This window comes from Burkholderia sp. B10 (assembly GCF_004368385.1).
GTDB lineage: Bacteria > Pseudomonadota > Gammaproteobacteria > Burkholderiales > Burkholderiaceae > Burkholderia > Burkholderia vietnamiensis.
The window spans coordinates 156,868-173,348 of sequence record NZ_PQMX01000002.1; the positions used below are offsets into that span (position 1 = coordinate 156,868).

General features: G+C 67.9%; 18 protein-coding genes. 8 read left to right on the plus strand and 10 right to left on the minus strand.

All coding sequences use genetic code 11. The features are described from left to right. Positions 1 to 117 precede the first annotated feature (117 nt). The 5 genes from gcl (at position 118) to lysM (ending at position 4,627) form a co-directional block, all read left to right on the plus strand. Entirely contained in the window at positions 118 to 1,893 is a 1,776-nt protein-coding gene (gene gcl / locus C3Y15_RS01905) for a glyoxylate carboligase (RefSeq protein WP_014723128.1), read from the plus strand. A gap of 44 nt (positions 1,894 to 1,937) precedes the next feature. Then, a complete protein-coding gene (hyi, locus tag C3Y15_RS01910) occupies positions 1,938 to 2,747 on the plus strand; it encodes a hydroxypyruvate isomerase (protein ID WP_059460806.1) in 810 nt (269 codons plus the stop codon). 40 nt (positions 2,748 to 2,787) lie between these two features. Next, the gene (locus C3Y15_RS01915) at positions 2,788 to 3,681 is read left to right on the plus strand and encodes a 2-hydroxy-3-oxopropionate reductase (protein WP_046426104.1); all 894 of its coding nucleotides are present in this window, start codon (positions 2,788 to 2,790) and stop codon (positions 3,679 to 3,681) included. 341 nt (positions 3,682 to 4,022) lie between these two features. Then, positions 4,023 to 4,145 (plus strand): hypothetical protein, encoded by a 123-nt coding sequence (locus tag C3Y15_RS32510; RefSeq protein ID WP_014723130.1) that lies wholly within the window; start codon positions 4,023 to 4,025, stop codon positions 4,143 to 4,145. A gap of 11 nt (positions 4,146 to 4,156) precedes the next feature. Further along, positions 4,157 to 4,627 (plus strand): peptidoglycan-binding protein LysM, encoded by a 471-nt coding sequence (gene lysM / locus C3Y15_RS01920; RefSeq protein ID WP_014723131.1) that lies wholly within the window; start codon positions 4,157 to 4,159, stop codon positions 4,625 to 4,627. Positions 4,628 to 4,719: 92 nt separating this feature from the next. On the opposite strand, the gene C3Y15_RS01925 is transcribed toward lysM, so the two are convergent. Next, positions 4,720 to 5,742, minus strand: coding sequence for an asparaginase (locus tag C3Y15_RS01925; protein WP_046426102.1), 1,023 nt, complete (start codon positions 5,740 to 5,742; stop codon positions 4,720 to 4,722). Positions 5,743 to 6,016: 274 nt separating this feature from the next. Here C3Y15_RS01925 and C3Y15_RS01930 point away from each other — a divergent pair, with 274 nt between their 5' ends. From C3Y15_RS01930 to C3Y15_RS01940, 3 genes are all read left to right on the plus strand, one after another. Next, positions 6,017 to 6,307 (plus strand): PsiF family protein, encoded by a 291-nt coding sequence (locus tag C3Y15_RS01930; protein WP_034195366.1) that lies wholly within the window; start codon positions 6,017 to 6,019, stop codon positions 6,305 to 6,307. A gap of 331 nt (positions 6,308 to 6,638) precedes the next feature. Beyond that, a complete protein-coding gene (locus tag C3Y15_RS01935; protein ID WP_034195365.1) occupies positions 6,639 to 7,097 on the plus strand; it encodes a hypothetical protein in 459 nt (152 codons plus the stop codon). 202 nt (positions 7,098 to 7,299) lie between these two features. After that, positions 7,300 to 7,887, plus strand: a complete 588-nt coding sequence (locus tag C3Y15_RS01940; protein ID WP_011885032.1) for a YSC84-related protein — start codon at positions 7,300 to 7,302, stop codon at positions 7,885 to 7,887. A gap of 91 nt (positions 7,888 to 7,978) precedes the next feature. Here C3Y15_RS01940 and C3Y15_RS01945 read toward each other — a convergent pair whose 3' ends face one another. The 9 genes from C3Y15_RS01945 to mltG form a co-directional block, all read right to left on the minus strand. Then, positions 7,979 to 9,043, minus strand: a complete 1,065-nt coding sequence (locus tag C3Y15_RS01945) for a glycosyltransferase family 4 protein (RefSeq protein WP_011885033.1) — start codon at positions 9,041 to 9,043, stop codon at positions 7,979 to 7,981. 211 nt (positions 9,044 to 9,254) lie between these two features. After that, a complete protein-coding gene (locus C3Y15_RS01950) occupies positions 9,255 to 10,430 on the minus strand; it encodes an AAA family ATPase (RefSeq protein ID WP_059668778.1) in 1,176 nt (391 codons plus the stop codon). A 33-nt stretch (positions 10,431 to 10,463) separates the two neighbouring features. Continuing rightward, entirely contained in the window at positions 10,464 to 11,636 is a 1,173-nt protein-coding gene (locus tag C3Y15_RS01955) for a mechanosensitive ion channel domain-containing protein (protein ID WP_011885035.1), read from the minus strand. A gap of 96 nt (positions 11,637 to 11,732) precedes the next feature. Beyond that, complete coding sequence (locus tag C3Y15_RS01960) at positions 11,733 to 12,089, minus strand: Rap1a/Tai family immunity protein (RefSeq protein ID WP_011885036.1); 357 nt, start codon at positions 12,087 to 12,089, stop codon at positions 11,733 to 11,735. A gap of 82 nt (positions 12,090 to 12,171) precedes the next feature. After that, the gene (locus C3Y15_RS01965; protein ID WP_011885037.1) at positions 12,172 to 12,882 is read right to left on the minus strand and encodes an ankyrin repeat domain-containing protein; all 711 of its coding nucleotides are present in this window, start codon (positions 12,880 to 12,882) and stop codon (positions 12,172 to 12,174) included. A 44-nt stretch (positions 12,883 to 12,926) separates the two neighbouring features. Beyond that, a complete protein-coding gene (locus C3Y15_RS01970) occupies positions 12,927 to 13,706 on the minus strand; it encodes a TatD family hydrolase (RefSeq protein ID WP_059475039.1) in 780 nt (259 codons plus the stop codon). Between the two features lie 78 nt (positions 13,707 to 13,784). Continuing rightward, positions 13,785 to 14,813 (minus strand): DNA polymerase III subunit delta', encoded by a 1,029-nt coding sequence (locus tag C3Y15_RS01975; protein WP_059495640.1) that lies wholly within the window; start codon positions 14,811 to 14,813, stop codon positions 13,785 to 13,787. 18 nt (positions 14,814 to 14,831) lie between these two features. Next, complete coding sequence (gene tmk, locus C3Y15_RS01980) at positions 14,832 to 15,452, minus strand: dTMP kinase (RefSeq protein WP_011885040.1); 621 nt, start codon at positions 15,450 to 15,452, stop codon at positions 14,832 to 14,834. Further along, on the minus strand, positions 15,452 to 16,471 hold the full coding sequence (gene mltG / locus C3Y15_RS01985; RefSeq protein WP_011885041.1) for an endolytic transglycosylase MltG: 1,020 nt from the start codon (positions 16,469 to 16,471) through the stop codon (positions 15,452 to 15,454). The genes tmk and mltG overlap by 1 nt, the downstream gene beginning before the upstream one ends. Between the last annotated feature and the right edge of the window lie 10 nt (positions 16,472 to 16,481).

Genomic DNA, 16,481 nt, shown 5'->3' on the forward strand with positions numbered 1-16,481 from the left:
TCCATACTTTTAGTTTCGAAATAAGCGACTCCGGCTGATCTTATCAAACCTTTCCTGCATCCCTAAAGTGCCTCCAACAGACCGATTCGCCAGATCCGTACATTCAAGGAGACATGCATGGCCAAGATGAGAGCCGTCGACGCCGCCGTACTGGTGCTCGAGAAAGAAGGCATCCAGACCGCGTTCGGCGTGCCGGGCGCCGCGATCAACCCGTTCTACTCGGCGCTGCGCAAGTCGGGCGGCATCAGCCACGTGCTGGCGCGCCACGTCGAGGGCGCGTCGCACATGGCCGAAGGCTATACGCGCGCCGCAGCCGGCAATATCGGCGTGTGCATCGGCACGTCGGGCCCGGCCGGCACCGACATGATCACCGGCCTGTACTCCGCGTCGGCCGATTCGATTCCGATCCTCGCGATCACCGGCCAGGCGCCGCGCGCGCGGCTGTACAAGGAAGACTTCCAGGCCGTCGACATCGAATCGATCGCCAAGCCCGTCACCAAATGGGCCGTCACCGTGCGCGAGCCGGCGCTGGTGCCGCGCGTGTTCCAGCAGGCCTTCCACCTGATGCGCTCGGGGCGTCCGGGCCCGGTGCTGGTGGACCTGCCGATCGACGTCCAGCTCGCCGAGATCGAATTCGACATCGACACCTACGAGCCGCTGCCGGTGTACAAGCCCGCGGCGACCCGCGCGCAGATCGAGCGCGCGCTCGCGATGCTCAACGACGCCGACCGGCCGCTGATCGTGTCGGGCGGCGGCGTGATCAACGCGGCCGCGGAAGACCTGCTGGTCCGTTTCGCCGAAACGGTCGGCGTGCCGGTGATCCCGACGCTGATGTCGTGGGGCGCGATTGCCGACGACCACCCGCTGATGGCCGGCATGGTCGGCCTGCAGACGTCGCACCGCTACGGCAACGCGACGATGCTCGCGGCGGACTTCGTGCTCGGCATCGGCAACCGCTGGGCGAATCGCCACACGGGCAGCGTCGAGGTCTACACGAAGGGCCGCAGGTTCGTGCACGTCGACATCGAGCCGACGCAGATCGGCCGCGTGTTCGGCCCCGATCTCGGCATCGTGTCCGATGCGAAGGCCGCGCTCGAGCTGTTCGTCGCCGTCGCGCAGGAATGGAAGGCGGCCGGCAAGCTGAAGGACCGCAGCGCGTGGGTGTCGGACTGCCAGGCGCGCAAGCGCTCGCTGCAGCGCAAGACGCACTTCGACGACGTGCCGGTCAAGCCGCAGCGCGTGTACGAGGAGATGAACAAGGTGTTCGGCCGCGATACCTGCTACGTGAGCACGATCGGCCTGTCGCAGATCGCCGCCGCGCAGTTCCTGCACGTGTTCAAGGCGCGCAACTGGATCAACTGCGGCCAGGCCGGGCCGCTCGGCTGGACGATTCCGGCCGCGCTCGGCGTGCGCGCGGCCGACCCGAGCCGTCCGATCGTCGCGCTGTCCGGCGACTACGACTTCCAGTTCATGATCGAAGAGCTCGCCGCCGGCGCGCAGTTCAAGCTGCCGTACGTGCACGTCGTCGTGAACAACTCGTATCTGGGGCTGATCCGTCAGGCGCAGCGCGCATTCGACATGGACTACTGCGTGCAGCTCGCGTTCGACAACGTGAATGCGCCGGAGCTGAACGGCTATGGCGTCGATCACGTCGCGGTGGCCGAAGGGCTCGGCTGCAAGGCGCTGCGCGTGTTCAAGCCGGAACAGATCGCGCCGGCGCTGAAGCAGGCGCAAGCGCTCGCGAACGAGTTCAGCGTGCCGGTGATCGTCGAGGTGATCCTCGAGCGCGTGACCAACATCTCGATGGGCGCCGAAATCGATGCGATCAACGAGTTCGAGGACCTCGCCGAGAAGGCCGAGCACGCGCCGACCGCGATCTCGATGCTCGACTGACCCGCAGGCAATCCGCTCACCGACCGACCAAAGAGGCTTAGCTCATGCCGAAGTTCGCTGCAAACCTGACCATGCTGTTCAACGAAGTGCCGTTCCTCGATCGCTTCGCCGCCGCCGCGGATGCCGGCTTCGACGCCGTCGAATTCCTGTTCCCGTACCCGTACGCGAAGGAGGAACTGGCCGAGCGGCTCGACGCGCACGGGCTGCGCGTCGTGCTGCACAACCTGCCCGCCGGCAACTGGGATCAGGGCGAGCGCGGGATCGCGTGCCTGCCCGATCGCGTCGGCGAATTCCAGGACGGCGTCGGCCGCGCGATCGAATATGCGAAGGCGCTGAAGGTGCCGCAGCTGAACTGCCTGGTCGGCATTCCGTCGGCCAGCACGGCACGCGACCAGACGTTCGTCACGATGGTCGACAACCTGCGCTTCGCGGCCGATGCGCTCCGGCGCGAAGGCATCCGCCTGCTCGTCGAGCCGTGCAACCGCTTCGACATCCCGGGCTTCGCGCTGAACCGCTCGTCCGAAGGGCTCGACGTGATCCGCGCGGTCGGCTCCGACAACCTGTTCCTGCAGTACGACATCTATCACATGCAGCGCATGGAAGGCGAACTGGCCGCGACGATCGAACGCAACCTCGCGTCGATCGGCCACGTCCAGCTCGCCGACAACCCGGGCCGCAACGAACCGGGCACGGGCGAGATCAACTACGCGTTCCTGTTCGCGCTGCTCGACCGGCTCGATTACGACGGCTACGTCGGCTGCGAATACAAACCCCGCACCACCACGACGGAAGGGCTCGGCTGGCTGCAACACGTCGCCGGCCGCGCACCGCGCGCGGCGCGCCGCGCAGCCTGACGCCCGCCGTTCCGTTCCGCCCCAGCAAGGAGACATTCATATGGCACACATCGGTTTCATCGGCCTCGGCATCATGGGCGCGCACATGGCGCGCAACCTGCTCGACGGCGATCATCAGCTCGTCGTCAACGGCGCGTTCCCGATTCCCGACGATCTGCGCGCGCGCGCGAAGGTCGTCGGGAATTCGACCGAAGTCGCGCGCCACGCGGACGTCATCATCTCGATGGTCCCCGACACGCCCGACGTGCGCAACGTGCTGTTCGCCGACGACGGCGTCGCGAACGGCCTCTCGGCCGGCAAGCTGGTGATCGACATGAGCTCGATCTCGCCGCTCGACACGCAGGCCTTCGCGAAGCAGATCAACGCGCTCGGCTGCGACTACCTCGACGCGCCGGTGTCCGGTGGCGAAGTCGGCGCGCGCGAAGCGACGCTGACGATCATGGTCGGCGGCCCCGAGCAGGCGTTCGAGCGCGCGAAACCGCTGTTCGAGAAGATGGGCAGGAACATCACGCTCGTCGGCGACAACGGCGCGGGGCAGACCTGCAAGGTCGCGAACCAGATCATCGTCGCGCTGAACATCGAAGCGGTCGGCGAGGCGCTGCTGTTCGCCGCGCGCTCCGGCGCCGATCCGGAACGCGTGCGCCAGGCGCTGATGGGCGGCTTCGCCGCGTCGCGCATCCTCGAAGTGCACGGCGCGCGGATGACGAAGCGCACGTTCGAGCCGGGCTTTCGCATCGAGCTGCACCAGAAGGATCTCAACCTCGCGCTCGACGGCGCCCGCAAGCTCGGCCTCGCGTTGCCGCACACGGCCAGCGCGCAGCAGCTGTTCAGCGTGTGCGCGTCGCACGGCGGGCGCGCATGGGATCACTCGGCGCTCGTGCGCGCCCTCGAGTTCATGTCGAACTTCGAGATTGGGCAACAGCCGGACGCGTAATGCGGCGTGCGTAATGCTGATTGCTGATCGCGCATCGCATAACGCGAATCACACAGCGAACGCGTGCGACATACACGCGGCCCGGCCACGGCCGGTCGCATCGATGCGCGACTGCACGCGCATCACGTTGGGGCGCCCTGCCGCGCATGGCGATATGCGTGCGCGACGGGGCGAAAAACGCCGCTCTGGGCTGAGAGCGACGTGGTGGGGTCCGCAGCGGCACCCGGCGACGCCGGGGAAGCCTTGGTCGGTCAGACGTCGTCGTCGGGTGTCCGCCTGTCGGATTTCGCGTATTACATTTCTTTACGTTCGGGCGTGCGATTTTTCATGCAATCGCCGCGATGAACGCCTACACTTTCGCCACGCCTTTCGAGAAATCCGCCGCGCCGCGCGCCACTCCGGTGAGCGCGTGCAGCGCGGTGTTTTTTTCGCCACTTCACGGCGCATTTCGTTTCAACACCTAGGGAGTGCAGCGATGGGTCTTCTTTCGTTTATCAAAGAGGCGGGTGAAAAACTGCTGGGTCATGCCGACGCGCAAGCGGCGGAAAATCCGAATGCCGCGAACCAGACCGCGGCCGATGCGATCAAGCACTACATCAACACGCAAGGTCTCGACACGTCGAACCTGACGGTCGCGTTCGACGGCGCATCGCGCACCGTCACGCTGTCGGGCAGCGTGCCCGACCTCGACACGAAGGCGAAGGTCAAGGTCGCGGCCGGCAACGTGCAGGGCGTCGCCGGCGTCAACGACGACGATCTCCAGCCGGACGATCCGGAAGTTCAGTACCACGACGTGAAGCCGGGCGATACGCTGTCCGCGATCGCGAAGGAAGTGTACGGCGACGCGAACAAGTACCCGGTGATCTTCGAGGCGAACAAGCCGATGCTGTCGAGTCCGGATCGGATCTATCCGGGCCAGAAGCTGGTGATCCCGCCGCAGTCCTGAGCGTCCGGCGCGACACCGACATAAAAAACGCAGGCCGTCGGCCTGCGTTTTTCATTGCACGCGACACGCGCCGCCCTATCAGCGGCCGGCCGTCACAGCGTATCGAACACGCGCTGCAATGCGTCGCGCCCGTCGATGCCGTTCGCGAGTGCGAGCATCAGCAGCACGCGCGCCTTGAACGGATTCAGCGACCCGGCGCTCACGAAGCCGAGCGCATCGTCGTTGGCGGCGCCGTTGCGCATCACGTGGCCCGAGCCGACGCGCGACGCACGCACCACGGCAACGCCCGCGTTCGCCGCATCGGCGAGCGCCGCCTGCAGCGTCGCATGGATCGAGCCGTTGCCGGTGCCCGCGACGACCAGGCCGCGCACGCCGGCCGCGACCAGCGCGTCGACCGCCGTGCGCGTCGCGCCCGCATAGCTCGCGACGACTTCGACCGCCGGCCACGCGGCCGCGATCATCAGTTGCGCGTCGCGGCTGCGCGTCGCGCGGCGCGCGAACTCGACGCGACCGTCCTGCACCCAGCCGAGCGCACCGAGCTCCGGCGAATGGAATGCGTCGACCGCGTAGGTGCTCGTCTTCACGACGTCGCGCGCGGCATGGATGCGATTGTTGAAGGCGAGCAGCACGCCCTGCCCGCGCGCGGCCGGATGCGCGGCGACCGTCACCGCGTTCAGCAGGTTCAGCGGGCCGTCGGACGACAGCGCGGTAGCCGGCCGCATCGCGGCGGTCAGCACGACCGGTTTGTCGCCGGTCACGACGAGATGGAGCGCGTACGCGGTTTCCTCGAGCGTGTCGGTGCCGTGCGTGATCACGATGCCGTCGATCGCCGGGTCGGCCATCAGCGCGTCGATGCGCGCCGCGAGCGTATTCCACAGCGGCAGGGCGAGGTCCTTGCTGTCGATGCTCGCGACCTGCTCGGCGTCGACGCGCGCGACCGATGCCAGCGCCGGCACCGCGTCGAGCAGGAAGTTGACGCCGAGCGCGCCGGCCTGATAGCCGGCCGTGCTGGCGGCGTCCGGCGCGGCGCCGGCGATCGTGCCGCCGGTCGCGAGTACGGCGATGCGCGGCAACGCCGGCGCGGACGAAGGAGATGCAATGTTCGAAGTGTTCATGGCCGCGATTGTAATGGCTTGCGGCCGGCCCGCCGCCAAGTTCGGCGCGCGCACCCTCGACGCGGCCGCCGCGCGTCATGGTTTGTCCCGATGATCGGCGCACGCGTGCCGTCAACGATCGAGTCGGCCGCCGCGTTATAGGAAGGCCGTTTTGGTGTTTTCACATTGATTTGCCATAATCGGAGCGCGCGGCGCGATGCGGCCCTGTTGCCGCTGCGGCGCGCTTCGTGACGGCGTCGATATAGAACGCAATTCACCCCATGGGAGTGTCGAAATGAAAATCCAATCGCTCGTAGCCGCAGTCCTTCTCGGCGGCATGCTGGCTTCCCCCGCTTTCGCGGCGAACAGCCAGCAGGACAAGATGAAGGCCTGTAACACGCAGGCCGCCGGCAAGACGGGCGACGAACGCAAGGCGTTCATGAAGGACTGCCTGTCGGCCAAGCCCGCGAAGAAGATGTCGCAGCAGGAAAAGATGAAGGCCTGCAACACCCAGGCCGCCGACAAGAAGGGCGACGACCGCAAGACGTTCATGAAGAGCTGCCTGAGCAATCAGCCGGCCAACTGAGTCCCGGCGCTCCCGCGCGAATGCCGCGCACCGCTTCGGCGGGCGCGGCATTTTTCATTTCCGGTGCGTTTCGTTGCGCGTGCATCGACCGGCGCGATCGCGCAGCCTGCCTCGACGCGCCGGCCCGCACACCGGCCCCGTTGTGTCCGGTGCTCCTCCCTGCGCTACCGCGTCGCCTGGGCCGCATCGCGCCGTTCGAACGCCGCCACATGGTGCGGCAATTCGCCGCGATTTCTTCTATGATGGCTGCAACGCGGCCCATCCAAGTACAAGAAGCGCCATCGGGCCGCCCTCGACACGGACGCATAAGCCGCGTCAAACGGAGGCATGGATGGCATGGAGACAACACCGCTGGTTCCGCCGCTGGCTGATCGTGATCGTATTCTGGGCCGTGCCCGTGGCGATCGTCGCGGTGCGCGAGATCCGCGAGGAAATGGCGTACAACAACGCCGATCTGCAACTCGCGCTGACCACCTGGCAGCTCACCGACGCGCAGCAGGCAGCCGGGGCCGCCGCCAAGTGCCACGGCGACGCTGACGCCGCGCGCGCGGCCGGCTGCCCCGCCGACGTGCTGGCCGCCAACGCACCACGCCAGCAGGCGGCCCGCGACGAATATGTGCTGCGCCGCAACACGCTCGCCGCGTATCTGTGGCACGCGTTCGTCGGCTACTGGGTCGTGCCGGCGGCGTTCCTGTTCGCGTGCGGCGTCGTGATCGCGCTGCTGCGCCGCGCGTTGCGACGCCCGCCGATCAAACCGCCCGCCCCGCCTGCACCGCCCGTCACGCATTGAGGCCGTCGGCGGCGTCGGTGGCTCGCCGCCGACGCCCACGCGGGCGCATCGGCCCCCGTTGGCGCACCGCGACAAACCGACACGATTTGACGCTTTTTCTCTCCACGATGAAAAGGGGTTGTAATCCCCTGTGATATAACGTCCGACGTGATCCGCTCCGTGAGCGAGACTCACTCCGAACATCATCTGATGGAGAAGAACGATGCAAAAACGGAATCTCGTGGCGAAAGCCGCCGCTGCGCTCATCGTCGGCAGCCTCGCGCTGACCGGTTGCACCACCACGCCCGACAAGCCGGACAACGCCGCGACCAACGCGTCGAAGCGCCAGGCGATCGACGCGAGCGTCGACGCAACGCTGTCGCGCCTGTATTCCACGGTCAAGGGCTCGCGTGAACTCGTCGCGAAGTCGCGCGGCGTGCTGGTGTTCCCCGACGTGATCCAGGCCGGCTTCATCGTCGGCGGCCAGACCGGCAACGGCGCGCTGCGCGTCGGCGGCGCGACGGTCGGCTACTACAACACGTCGTCGCTGTCGGTCGGCCTGCAGGCCGGCGCGCAATCGAAGTCCGTCGTGTTCCTGTTCATGACGCAACAGGCGCTCGACGAATTCCGCGGCTCGGACGGCTGGGCCGCCGGCGCCGGCGCATCGGTCGCGCTCGTGAAGATGGGCGCGAACGGCGCGATCGACACGACGACGGCCACCGCACCAGTGCAGGTCGTCGTGCTGACCAACGCCGGCCTGATGGGCGACGTGTCGATCAACGGCACGAAGGTCACGAAGCTGAAGATCTGACGCTGCGGCGTCCCCGCCCGCGCGCGGGCGATGTGCAAACGGCGATGTCCAGTGCGGACATCGCCGTTTTTTCATGGGCGCGTCGGGTCGGTCAGGTCGTCGAGTCGATGACCTTGAAGCGCGACCGCTTCTGCGCGCGTATCAGCGACTGGTAGACGTCGACGTACTGCTGCGCCATCCGGCGCGACGTGAAGCGCTCCTCGAAGCGCTGGCGCACGCGGGTGCGCGGCAGCAGGTGCAGCCGATTGACGGCGGCCACCGCGCTGATCTCGTCCTCGACGATGAAACCGGACACGCCCTCGTCCACCACTTCCGGCACGGCGCCGCGATTGAACGCGATCACCGGCGTGCCGCACGACATCGCCTCGATCATCACCAGCCCGAACGGCTCCGGCCAGTCGATCGGAAACAGCAGCGCATGCGCGCCCGACAGGAACTCGGCCTTTTGATGATCGGCGATCTCGCCGATGTACTCGACGTGCGGCAGCGCAAACAGCGGCTCGATCTCGCGCTCGAAGTATTCCTGGTCGGCCGCGTCGATCTTCGCGGCGATGCGGATCGGCAGCCCGCACTGCTGGGCGATGCGGATCGCCGTATCGACGCGCTTCTCGGGCGAAATGCGGCCGAGGAACGCGAGGTAACGCGGCTCGACCGGCTGCGGCAGATACAGCGTGTCGGGCAGCCCGTGGTAGACGGTCGTCAGCCACTTCGCCTGCGGCAGCGGCTGACGCTGCGAATTCGAGATCGAGATCACCGGCGCGGTGTCGAACGTGTCGAACACCGGCTGCTGCTCGGGTAAGTCGAGCCGGCCGTGCAGCGTCGTGACGAACGGCGTGTCCTGCCGGTTGAACACCGAAAACGAGTAGTAGTCCATGTGGAAATGGAGCACGTCGAAATCCTTCGCGCGCCGCGCGACCGTCTCCATCAGCAGCATGTGCGGCGCGACGCGGTCGCGGATCGACGAATCGAGCCGCAGCGCGCGCGGCCACACCGGCTCCAGCTTGGCCTGGGTCGTCGAATCGCCGCTGGCGAACAGCGTCACGTCATGGCCGAGGTCGACGAGCGCTTCCGTAATGTAGGACACGACGCGCTCCGTGCCGCCGTAGAGCTTCGGCGGCACGGATTCGGTCAGCGGGGCGATCTGCGCAATTCTCATAGTCCACGTCTCCTGTGCTCGGCGGGCCGGCGAACGCGGTGCCGACCGATCGTCCGACGCAAAGCGGGCCAGCATGGCCGTCGACACCGATATCCCGTCATTATTCGCGATCGCGCCGCACCGCGGTGCCGCGTCTTTCACTTTATGGGGCTTGTTACAGCGCGGATACATTCGCCGCGCCGCTTCGACCGCGCGCCGCCGCGCGTGCCCGTCAGCGCGCCGGCCACTTCCACGGCGGCAGATCGCGCGCGTCCGCATCGACGAGCACCGTCGCGCCGAGCTGCTTGTCGAGCACCAGCGACTCGCAACCGGCCTCGCGCTCGAGCGTCGCGATCAGCCGCGCCGCGTGCGACACGACCAGCACCTGCGAACGCCGCGCGGCCTGCGCGATCAGGCGGCCCAGCGCCGGCAGCAGATCGGGATGCAGGCTCGTCTCCGGCTCGTTCAGTACCATCAGCGCGGGCGGGCGCGGCGTCAGCAGCGCGGCCGCGAGCAGCAGATAACGCAGCGTGCCATCCGACAGTTCGGCCGCCGCCAGCGGTCGCAGCAGCCCCGACTGACGCATCAGCACGTCGAAGCGGCCGCGCCCGCCCGGATTGTCGATGTCGATCGACGCGCCCGGAAACGCGTCGTCGATCGTCGCATCGAGAGCGGCGGCATCGCCGATCTCGCGGATCGTCTGCAGCGCCGCCGCGAGATCGGCGCCGTCGTCCGCGAGCACCGGCGTGTGCGTGCCGATGTGCGACTGCCGCGCCGGCGCCCGGGCATCGGTCCGGAAATGGTCGTAGAAGCGCCACGAACGGATGCGCTCGCGCACCGCGATCATCTCCGGCGCGCCGACCGGATCCGCGAATTCGGTCATCATGCTGTCGAAGCTCGCCACCGGCTGCGGCACCGTGCGCCAGTCGCCCGACGCGGTGCGCGTGCGGATCTGTGCGCCCTGTCGTTCGACCAGCAGCGTCGACGGCCGCAGCAGCGCGCCGCCCCAGATACATTCGCGCTTCACGACGGGATCGAGCGTGAATTGCGAGCTGCTCGGCACCGGCAGCCCGAGGTCGATCGCATAGCCGAAGTCGGCGCACGCAAAGCCGAGCTTCAGGCTCACGGGCCGGTTGCGCACCGTGCCGGTCACCGGCGTGTCGCCCGCGAGCATCGCGCGCGAAAAGCGCTCGGGGCCGGCCCAGAGCGTCGACGGCAGCCCGCCTTCGCGGGCGAGCGACGGGATCACGCGCCCCTGTGCGGTGTCCGCCAGCAGCCGCAGCGCGCGATAGACGCTCGACTTGCCGCTGCCGTTCGGCCCGGTGACGACGGTGAGCGCCGCGAGCGGCACGATCAGCTCGCGCAGCGAGCGGTAGTTGGCGATGGCGAGTGTCTTGAGCGCGGTCATGGGCAGGAAGCGGCCACCAATCGCGGCACGCGATCAGCGGCCTTCGGCGACCTGCGGGTCGGCCGCCGTGTTGGCCGCGGTGCTGGCGGCGGCAGACCGCGTGTGCGGCCGTTCGGGACGCGGGCCCTCCGGCGCCGCCTCATGCGGATACAGCTCCATCCGGTCGCGCGGCAGGCACTGCGGATAGTTCGCCTGCAAATACGCGATCAGGCCCTCGCGCACGCGGCACCGCAAGTCCCAGCACGTGGACGAATCGGCCGCGCTCACCAGCGCACGCAACTGCATCGTGCGCTCGCTCGCGTCGGTCACCTGCAGCACCTGCACGCGGCCGTCCCATTCGGGCGCGGCATGGACGAGCCGCGCGAGCTCCTCGCGCAGCGGCGCGAGCGGCGTGCGGTAGTCGACCGACAGGTACACCGTGCCGATGATCTCGGAGCTGCTGCGGGTCCAGTTCGTGAACGGATTTTCGATGATCCACTGTAGCGGCACGACGAGCCGCCGCTGGTCCCACAGCCGCACCGACACGAACGACCCGGTGATTTCCTCGATACGGCCCCATTCGCCCTGGATCACGACGACGTCGTCGAGCCGGATCGGCTGGGTCAGCGCGATCTGCAGCCCGGCGATCAGATTGCCGAGCACCGGCCGCGCGGCGATACCGGCGACGAGGCCGGCCACGCCGGCCGACGCGAGCAGGCTCGCGCCCACCTGGCGCACGTTCGGAAACGTCATCAACGCACCGCCCGTGCCGATGATCACGATCAGCACCATGACGGTCCGAACCAGCACCTTGGCCTGCGTATGGATGCGCCGCGCGTGGAGATTGTCGGCCGTATCCATCGGATGGGCCTGGATGATCGCGTCGCCGACGCCGGCCGCGAGTCGCACCAGCAGCCACGTGAGCGAAACGATGGTGCCGACCGCGGCCGCGGAGCGCATCCCGCCGACGAACGACATCGCGTCGTTCGCCTGCAGCCATACGAACTCGAGCGCGAGCAGCACGAGCGTGACGAGCGACGGCTTGTCGATGTAGCGCAGGATCACGCTCAGCAGCGGATACGGCCGCGCGATGCGATGCACGATGCGCGCGCCGATGCGATGCACGATCACGAAAACGAGCACGACGAGCGCCGACACGCAGAATGTGCCGAGCCACGAATGCAAGGGCGCATCGGCGATGCGCTGCACTTCCTCGATTGAAATCATCGGCGTCCGGGATGCTTCGGTTATGACCCGTAATGGCGTCGTCCTGGATGCGTCGGCGAGGTCCGGGCGGCGTGCGCGCCCGGACGCGGCGTCAAATCAGTTGCCGCCCCTGCACGGGAACGCCTTGCCGAGTCCGAGCGACACCGCGGTGCTCGCGTTGTAGTCGGCCAACTTCGGGTTCTCGGCGATGTACTTACGCACCGCGTCGGTCATTTGCTGCGCCCGGATGTCGGGCGGCAGGCAGAAATACTGGCCGACGCGCGGCCCCGTCGTGCCGCCGATCGCGTCGATCGTGTTGTAGACGCCATCGGCCGCGCCTTCGATATAGGCCGCGCACGACGCCCGCGACTTGACGTCGGTCTTCGCGCACAGCCGGTCGAGATCCGCGCCCGTGAAAGCCGCCGCCGACAACGGCACGGCGAACGCCGCGGCACAAAACATAGCCCGCAACATGGTGTTCCTTATGTCAATGCGGCGCGAGGCCGCTTACTGCGACGATCGGTGCGGCGGCAACCGGCCGCCGCGCCGAAAACCGTCATTTTGCACTCTTTTGGGCATCTGCCGGCGCAGACGCGCCGACGCGCACCGTCCGCTTGCTCAGGATCTCGATCGCATCCGGCGCGTTGTAGTGCTTCGCGAACTCGAGCGCGGTGATGCCGAGCTGGTTCTTCACCTGCGGATCGGCGCCCTGGTCGAGCAGCAGGTTGACCGTCGACGCGTGGTTGCCGCGCGCGGCCATCATCAGCGGCGTGGTGCCGTTCGGCGACGCGGTGTCGATGTACGCGTCGTGGTCGAGCAGGATCTTCACCACGTCGTCGTGGCCGTTGGTCGCCGCGTAGTGCAGCGGCGCCCAGCCCTTCTTGCTGACTTCCGCGCCCTTGTCGATCAGCAGCTTGACGAGCCCGGCGTCGCCGTTCAGCGAGGCGAGCATCAGCGCGTTCTCGCCGGCCTTGTCCTCCTTCTCGAGATCGACGTTCGGCGTAGCCGCGAGCGCGGCCGCGACCTTGTCGGACTTTTCGCGCGCGGCGATCACGAGCAGCGGGTCGCCGTTCGGCGCGAGCGTGTTCGGATCGAGCTTGCCGGCCTTCAGCTGCTTGCCGATGTCGGCGATGTCGTCGAACTTGACGGCCTTGACGATCGCATCGAGCGACTCGGCATGCGCGCCGGCAGCGGCCATCAGGCCGCTCGCGGCGAGGACGGCGGCGGCGAGTGCGCGTTTGGGCAGGTATGTGGTCGACTTCGTCATTGTTGTGGGCTCCTTCCCTGGGTTGTCGGCCGGGTCGCGCGTGCTCAACGGGCGATCCTGAACAGCCGGAAAAAATTCTGCGTCGTCGCTTCGGCGAGCGCCTCGACGGCGATCCCGCGTTCCGCGGCGATAAAGCGTCCGACATGGCTCACGTACGCAGGTTCATTCGGCTTGCCGCGATACGGCACCGGCGCAAGGTACGGCGAATCGGTTTCGATCAGCAGCCGCTCGAGCGGCACACGCCGCGCGACGTCCTGCACGTCGGTCGCGTTCTTGAACGTGACGATCCCCGACAGCGAAATATGGAAGTTCTGCGCGAGCGCCTGCTCGGCGACCGGCCACGGCTCGGTGAAGCAGTGCATCACGCCGCCCGGCACGTGCGCGCGCTCCTCGGCCATGATCCGCAGCGTGTCTTCCGACGACGAGCGCGTATGAACGATCAGCGGCTTCATCGTCGCGGTCGCCGCGCGGATGTGCGTGCGAAAGCGTTCGCGCTGCCATTCCATGTCGGCGATCGTGCGGCCTTCGAGACGGTAGTAGTCGAGGCCCGTCTCGCCGATCGCGACGACCTTCGGATGCGCGGCCAGCTCGATCAGCTCGGCGAGCGTCGGATCATGCGCGTCCTCGTGATCGGGATGCACGCCGACCGACGCGTACACGTTGTCGTGCGCCTGCGCGATTGCGAGCACCTCGGGCAGCGTCTCGAAATCGACCGAGACGCACAGCGCATGGGTGACGTCGTGCTCGCGCATGTTCTCGAGCACGGCCGGCAGGCGGTCGGCGAGACCCTTGAAATTGATGTGACAGTGAGAATCGACGAACATCGTGTTTCCTGAATTCTTGGGACGGGCGCGAGGCGCTCGCCGGCAATCGTTTCCGCACAACGCGGAAACAATCGTTACTCAGACGAAGATTTCCCGATAACCGAGAAACAGTTCCTCGAATACGAGCCGGGCGTTGAGCGGATGGTTCTCGACCATCCGCTGGCGCGTCACGGTCTTCATGAAGCGCGCGAACGCATTGGCGTCGACCGCGTGCGCGCACCGCGCGAGCGCGGCCGACTGCAGCGGGAAGTAGCGCGGCGCGCCGGCCATCCGCTGCGCGAGCAGATCGTACAGCCAGCGCTGCAGCCAGCCGAGCACCAGCGGCACCGGCAGCTTCTGCAGCGTCTCGCCGCAGGCGAACGGATCGCACGCGGCGCCCGCCGCGAGCTGGCCGAGCGTGAAATCGCGCAGCGGACGGTTCTCGTCGCTCGCGAGCGCGAGCGCCGCGAGCGGCGCCCCGCCCGCTTCGGCGAGCAGCGCGCGCGCATCGTCGATGCCCTGCGCGGCGAGCCACGCCGCGGCCGCATCCGGCGCCGGCACGGTCATCGGCCACTGCCGGCAGCGGCTGATGATGGTCGGCAACAGCCGGTCGATGCGTGCGGACACCAGCAGGAACACGACGCCCGCCGGCGGCTCCTCGAGCGTCTTCAACAGCGCGTTCGACGCGGCGACGTTCAGCGCCTCGGCCGGATACAGCACGACGACGCGCGCGCCGCCGCGGTGCGAGCCGACGCCGCAGAAATCGAGCAATGCGCGCACCTGCTCGATCTTGATCTCCTTGCTGGGCGCACGGGTTTTCTTGCCGCCTTCGTCGGCGTCGGCCGGCTTCGCGTCGTCGGCCGCGCCGGGCGCCTCACCGGCGAGCGCCTCGGGCAGCACGATCCGGTAGTCGGGATGGTTGCCCTGCGCGAACCACGTGCAGGCCGCGCAGGCGCCGCACGGCTGGCCGTCCGGCTGCGGCGACTCGCACAGGAAGCCCTTGGCGAGATGCTGCGCGAACTGCAGCTTGCCGATCCCGGCCTGACCGTGCAACAGCAGCGCATGCGGCCATTGCGCGCGCAGCTGCTGCAGGCGGTTCCAGTCGTCGGTTTGCCACGGATAGATCATCGGATGCGTTCCTTCGGGTTACAGCGCGGCGAGCACGCGCTCGAGCCGTCCGCGAATCTCGGGAATCGTCTGCGTCGCGTCGACGATCGTGAAGCGATGCGGCGCCTCTTGCGCGCGCCGCAGGTATTCGTCGCGGGTGCGCGTGAAAAACGCGTCCGTCTCGCTCTCGAACTTGTCGGGCGCACGCGCGGCGCCGCGCCGCTCGCTCGCTACCTGCGGCGCGACGTCGAACAGCACCGTCAGGTCCGGCTGAAAACCGCCCTGCACCCAGCGCTCGAGCGCTTCGAGCTTGTCGCGCGGCAACCCGCGGCCGCCGCCCTGGTAGGCGAACGTCGCGTCGGTGAAGCGGTCGGACACGACCCAGTCGCCGCGTGCAAGCGCCGGCTCGATCACGCGCGCGAGATGCTCGCGGCGCGCGGCGAACATCAGCAGCGCTTCAGTCTCGAGATCCATCGGCTGGTTCAGCAGCATCTCGCGCAGCGCCTCGCCAAGTGGCGTGCCGCCCGGTTCGCGGGTGACGACGACCTGCCGGTCGCCCGCGGCGAGCTTCGCCTGCAGACGCTCGCAGAACCATTGCAGATGGGTCGTCTTGCCCGCCCCGTCGATGCCTTCGAACGTGATGAATTTACCGCGCGCCATCATTGACCTCGTATGTACTTGTCCACGGCCTTGTTGTGATCGCCGAGCGTATCCGAGAACACGCTCGTGCCGTCGCCCTTCGCGACGAAATAGAGCGCGCTCGTCGGGGCCGGGTTGATCGCCGCCTGCAGCGACGCGACACCCGGCAGCGCGATCGGCGTCGGCGGCAGCCCGCGCCGCGTGTAGGTATTGTAGGGAGTGTCGGCCTGCAGGTCGCGCTTGCGCAGATGCCCGTCGTACGCGTCGCCGAGGCCGTAGATCACCGACGGATCGGTCTGCAGCGGCATCCCGATGCGCAGCCGGTTCGCGAACACGGCCGCGACGAACGCGCGGTCGGCCGCATGGCCGGTTTCCTTTTCGATGACCGACGCGATCGTCAGCGCTTCGTAAGGCGTCTTGTACGGCAGCCCCGGCGCGCGCGCCGCCCAGGCTTCTTCGAGGCGCGTCTGCATCAGGCGATACGCGCGGCGATAGATGTTCAGGTCGCTCGTCCCCTTGTCGAACAGGTAGGTATCGGGGAAGAACAGCCCTTCGCCGCTGCCGCGCCGGATCACGGTGTCCGGTGCGCCGATCGCGCGCAGCAGCTCCGCGTCGCTCATGCCGGCGCTCGCGTGCGCGAGGTCGGGATTGCCGTCGAGTTCGGCGCGCATGCGCTTGAAGGTCCAGCCTTCGATCACCGTGGCGACGTACTCGTTCACGTCGCCGCGCGCGATCTTCTGCAGGATGGCGTACGGCGTGATGCCGCTCTTGAATTCGTAGTTGCCGGATTTGAGGCGGCTCGACAGCCCGAGCACGCGCGTCATCGCGACGAAGCCGAGCGGCTCGACCGGCACGCCGCCGCGCTTGAGCTGCAGCGCGACGCTTTTCACGCTGCTGCGCGGCTTGATCGTCACGTCGAGCGACGCCGCGCCCAACAACAGCGGCCGGGTCGCCCAGTAATAACCGGCGCCCGCGCCGGCAGCGGCCACAACGACGGCCAGCGCCGCGACCGTCGCGACGCATTTCTTCAGTAGGGACATGGAAACGAGA